3 protein-coding genes are annotated in these 4,798 nt (G+C 73.2%); 2 read left to right on the forward strand and 1 reads right to left on the reverse strand.

The window, feature by feature from the left end:
- The first annotated feature begins 291 nt into the window (after positions 1-291).
- Positions 292-1,467, forward strand: coding sequence for an ADP-forming succinate--CoA ligase subunit beta (gene sucC, locus ABEA77_RS32660; RefSeq protein WP_345655612.1), 1,176 nt, complete (start codon positions 292-294; stop codon positions 1,465-1,467).
- Between the two features lie 25 nt (positions 1,468-1,492).
- Entirely contained in the window at positions 1,493-2,377 is an 885-nt protein-coding gene (gene sucD / locus ABEA77_RS32665; protein WP_345655614.1) for a succinate--CoA ligase subunit alpha, read from the forward strand.
- 87 nt (positions 2,378-2,464) lie between these two features.
- Here sucD and ABEA77_RS32670 read toward each other — a convergent pair whose 3' ends face one another.
- The gene (locus ABEA77_RS32670) at positions 2,465-3,976 is read right to left on the reverse strand and encodes a helix-turn-helix domain-containing protein (protein WP_345655616.1); all 1,512 of its coding nucleotides are present in this window, start codon (positions 3,974-3,976) and stop codon (positions 2,465-2,467) included.
- Between the last annotated feature and the right edge of the window lie 822 nt (positions 3,977-4,798).

Below are 4,798 nucleotides of genomic sequence, written 5' to 3' on the forward strand. Positions count from 1 at the left end.
CGCGAGGCCGGGCCCGTACCGCACCGCGCGGCCGGGCGCGGGCGCGTCCCGGACACCTGTGCGCTCTGTGACAGGTATCACCGCTCATCTGTGACCCGTGATTTAGGGAGCGCACGTTCCCGGAGATAACCTGCCAGGCGGACATGCCGCGTTCCGGACCCCGTGTACGCCTCCCTCAGTGACAGCGCAGTCACGTTGCCCTTCGCGGCACGCCCACGCAGATCACTAGCAGATCATCGCAACCCGCGATCACAGGCTGCGGTTTCGAGAAGAGACAAGGGACGGACACGCGTGGACCTGTTCGAGTACCAGGCGAGGGACCTCTTCGCCAAGCACGGTGTACCGGTGCTGGCCGGTGAAGTCATCGACACGCCTGAGGCGGCCCGCGACGTGACCGAGCGCCTCGGCGGCAAGGCCGTCGTCAAGGCCCAGGTCAAGGTCGGCGGCCGTGGCAAGGCCGGCGGCGTCAAGCTGGCCTCCGACCCGGCGGACGCCGTCGAGAAGGCCGGCCAGATTCTGGGCATGGACATCAAGGGCCACACGGTCCACAAGGTGATGCTGGCGCAGACCGCCGACATCGCCGAGGAGTACTACGTCTCCTTCCTGCTCGACCGCACCAACCGCACCTTCCTCGCCATGGCCTCCGTCCAGGGCGGCATGGAGATCGAGGTCGTCGCCGAGGAGCACCCCGACGCGCTGGCCCGCATCCCCGTCGACGCCAACGAGGGCTGCACGCCCGAGAAGGCCCGCGAGATCGTGGAGGCCGCGAAGTTCCCGGCCGAGGTCGCGGACCAGATCGCCGAGGCCCTGCAGAAGCTGTGGACCGTCTTCGTCGAGGAAGACGCCCTGCTGGTCGAGGTGAACCCGCTCGTCAAGTCCGGCGACGGCAAGATCATCGCGCTGGACGGCAAGGTCTCCCTCGACGACAACGCGGACTTCCGCCAGCCGGAGCACGAGGCCCTTGAGGACAAGGCCGCGGCCAACCCGCTGGAGGCCGCCGCCAAGGCGAAGAACCTCAACTACGTCAAGCTCGACGGCCAGGTCGGCATCATCGGCAACGGCGCGGGCCTCGTCATGTCGACGCTCGACGTCGTCGCGTACGCCGGCGAGAAGCACGGCGGCGTGAAGCCGGCCAACTTCCTCGACATCGGCGGCGGCGCCTCCGCCCAGGTGATGGCGAACGGCCTGGAGATCATCCTCGGCGACCCGGACGTCAAGTCCGTGTTCGTCAACGTCTTCGGCGGCATCACCGCCTGCGACGAGGTCGCCAACGGCATCGTGCAGGCCCTTGAGCTGCTCAAGTCCAAGGGTGAGAACGTGACCAAGCCGCTGGTCGTGCGCCTCGACGGCAACAACGCGGAGCTGGGTCGCAAGATCCTGTCCGACGCCAACCACCCGCTGGTGCAGCGCGTGGACACCATGGACGGCGCGGCCGACAAGGCCGCCGAGCTGGCCGCGGCCAAGTAAGAAAAGGGCGAGGGAAAACCACACCATGGCTATCTTCCTGAACAAGGAAAGCAAGGTCATCGTCCAGGGCATGACCGGCTCCACCGGCATGAAGCACACCAAGCTCATGCTCGCCGACGGCACCAACATCGTCGGCGGCGTCAACCCGCGCAAGGCGGGCACGTCCGTGGACTTCGACGGCACGTCTGTACCCGTCTTCGGCTCGGTCGCCGAGGCGATCGAGAAGACCGGCGCCGACGTCACCGTCGTCTTCGTGCCGCCGGCCTTCGCGAAGGCCGCCGTCGTCGAGGCGATCGACGCCGAGATCGGCCTCGCCGTCGTCATCACCGAGGGCATCGCCGTGCACGACTCGGCCGCCTTCTGGGCGTACGCGTCGAGCAAGGGCAACAAGACCCGCATCATCGGCCCCAACTGCCCCGGTCTGATCACGCCCGGTCAGTCCAACGCGGGCATCATTCCCGGCGACATCACCAAGCCGGGCCGCATCGGCCTCGTGTCGAAGTCCGGCACGCTGACGTACCAGATGATGTACGAGCTGCGCGACATCGGCTTCTCGTCCGCCGTCGGCATCGGTGGCGACCCGGTCATCGGCACCACGCACATCGACGCCCTCAAGGCGTTCGAGGCCGACCCGGAGACGGACCTCATCGTGATGATCGGCGAGATCGGCGGCGACGCCGAGGAGCGCGCGGCCGACTTCATCAAGGCCAACGTGACCAAGCCGGTCGTCGGTTACGTCGCCGGCTTCACCGCGCCCGAGGGCAAGACGATGGGCCACGCGGGCGCCATCGTCTCCGGCTCCTCCGGCACGGCCGCCGCGAAGAAGGAGGCCCTTGAGGCCGCCGGTGTGAAGGTCGGCAAGACCCCGACCGAGACCGCGGAGCTCGCCCGCGCCCTCCTCGCCGGCTGACACGCCGCCGCGCCGCGCGCGCAGGCCCCGGCTCCCCCTCGGCGGGGGAGCCGGGGCCTGCGCGTTTCGAGCCGGGGCCGCCGGCGGCTAGCCGGCCCGCGGCAGCAGCCGCTCGGGGCCGTTCAGCGGCACGGCGCGCAGCGCGTTCCGCAGCCGCACGTCCTGCGGGGTCAGCCGCTCGGGCCCGCCGGGCACCGGCACGCCCGTCACCCGCTCGGGGGGTGCCTCGGTCGGCTCGTAGGCGCGCGGCGCGGTCAGCACGGTGAAGGTCGTCGTGCTCGCCACGAGCACCGTGAGCACGATCGCCGCGTGCGTCCACATCCTGGCCCGCCGCTCCCCGCCCCTGCGCACCGCCCGCGCGGGGCGCGGCGCGGGCACCGGCACGGAGCCGAGCAGCCCGTCGAGCCGCTCGTGCAGCAGACCGGGGTCGGCCAGCTCGGGCAGCCGGGCCGCGACCGCCTCGCGCGCGTGCAGCAGCCGGCCTGCGGTGGCCGGGGTGCTGGCCTCCGCCTCGGCCGCCGTGTCGGGCAGATCGAGGCCGAGGCCGTCGTAGAGCAGCAGCGCGCGGCGGTACGTGCGCGGCAGCGCGAGCAGCGCCTCGCGCAGCGCGCGCCCCTGCGGCGCGGAGTCGGCGCGGCGTCCGGGCCGGGCGGCGCGCACGCCGCTCACCAGCCGGAATCCGTGCCACGGCGAGAGCGCGTACTCGTGCGCCGCGGCCCGCACCCAGCCGGCCGGGTCCCGGTCGCGCGCGACCTCCGGCCAGCGCTGCCAGGCCAGCTGGAACGCCCGCTCGACCGCCTCGCGGGCCAGCCCCCGGTGCCCCGTCAGCAGATACGCCTGGCGCACGAGCCCCGGCGCGACGAAGGCGTACAGCGCGTCGAACGCCTGCTCGGGCGTCCGGTGGAGCGCACTCGCGCCGCAGGGGAGCGGCCGGGTGAGCACAACGATCCGCCGCCCACCCGCCCCGGCGGGTGGGCGGCCCGCCGCCTCGGCGGTACCGGCCGTCCCGTCGGCGGCGTCGGACGCGGTACCGGCCGCCCCGTCAGCGGCACGGCTCGCCCCGTCAGCGGCGCCGTGCGCGGTACCTGACGCCCCCTCGGCGGCGCCGGACGCGCGCTCAGCGGCACCGTCGTCCGACGCGGCGGCACCGTCGTCCGACGCGCCGGCGCCGGAGCCCGACACGCCGGCACCGTCCCCCGACGCACCGTCGCCCGACGCGGTGCCACCCGGGGGTGTCACGGCCCGTTTCCGTCTGACGGACTCCAGCCGGGCGGTCTGTCGGGCGGCAGCGCCGCGGTCCGCTGCGGCCCGACCCGCCTCCTCTGCCGCGTCCTCCGCCGCCTCATCGGCCGCGACCTCCAGGGCGTAGCGGGCGAGCAGGGTCAGGTACTGCTCGCCCCTGCGGCCGCGGGGTTCGGTGCGGCCGGTCTCCCACCCCCGCACCGTCGACCGGGTGACGCCCACCGCCGACGCGAGCTGCTTCACGGTCATGGCTTTCGCCTCCCGCAGTCTCCTGCGCTCTGTGGGCGACGGGGGCGGGGGCGGCGACGGTGCCACCGGGGCGGGGCGCGGGGTGCTTCGGGTGGCGCTCTGCGTCATCGGGGAGTCTCCGCAGCAAGGGGCTGGTCGGAAAAACACATAAGCGAATAATGATCGACATGTCGAGCATTCGCCTGTTACGTGCTTAAAGTGCGTGTCGCAGGCAGCATGGCGGGCGTGACCCAAGTGACCGAACGCGGAGAGTTGTTGTCGTCCGCGTCTGCCCTGGAGCGCGGCAGGGCCGCCGCGCTCACCGCGTCCTTCCTGCGCGGCGCCATCGCCGCATGCCTCGGCCTCGGCGCGCTCGCCGTGCTGGTCATGGCGCTGTGGATCAGCTCGCCCTACCCGGACAGCGGGGCGGGCGGCGCGCTCCACGCGGCCGTCGCGCTGTGGCTGCTCGCGCACGGCGTGGACCTCGTGCGTCCGGGAACGCTGTCCGGGGCGCCCGCGCCCGTCGGGGTGGTGCCGCTGCTGCTCAGCGCGCTGCCCGCCTATCTGGCGTACCGGGCGGCCCGTGACGCGCTCGAACCCCAGGAGGGCCGCCCGCAGCTCACCGCGCTCGGCGCGGTCGCCACCGTGGGCGGCGGCTATCTGCTGGTGGCCGCGGGGGCCGTGGCGTACGCGCAGGGCGGCGCGTTCACGGCCTCGCCGCTGCGCGCGGCGGTCGTGGTGCCCGTCTTCACGATCGCCGCGACCGGCGCGGGCGCCTGGACGGGGTCCGGCCGCCCGGCCGTGCCGCTGCCGCTGCCCGCGGCGGCCCGCGCCCGCGCGGCCGGCACGCTGTGGTCCCCGGCGGCCCGCCGCCTCAAGTCGGAGGCCAAGCGGTCTTAGGAAGACAACGTGCGATCCCAACTCCTTGGGTCACAGAACGACATGGCTAAG

It is taken from the genome of Streptomyces tremellae, assembly GCF_039540215.1.
GTDB classification, from domain to species: Bacteria; Actinomycetota; Actinomycetes; order Streptomycetales; family Streptomycetaceae; genus Streptomyces; species Streptomyces tremellae.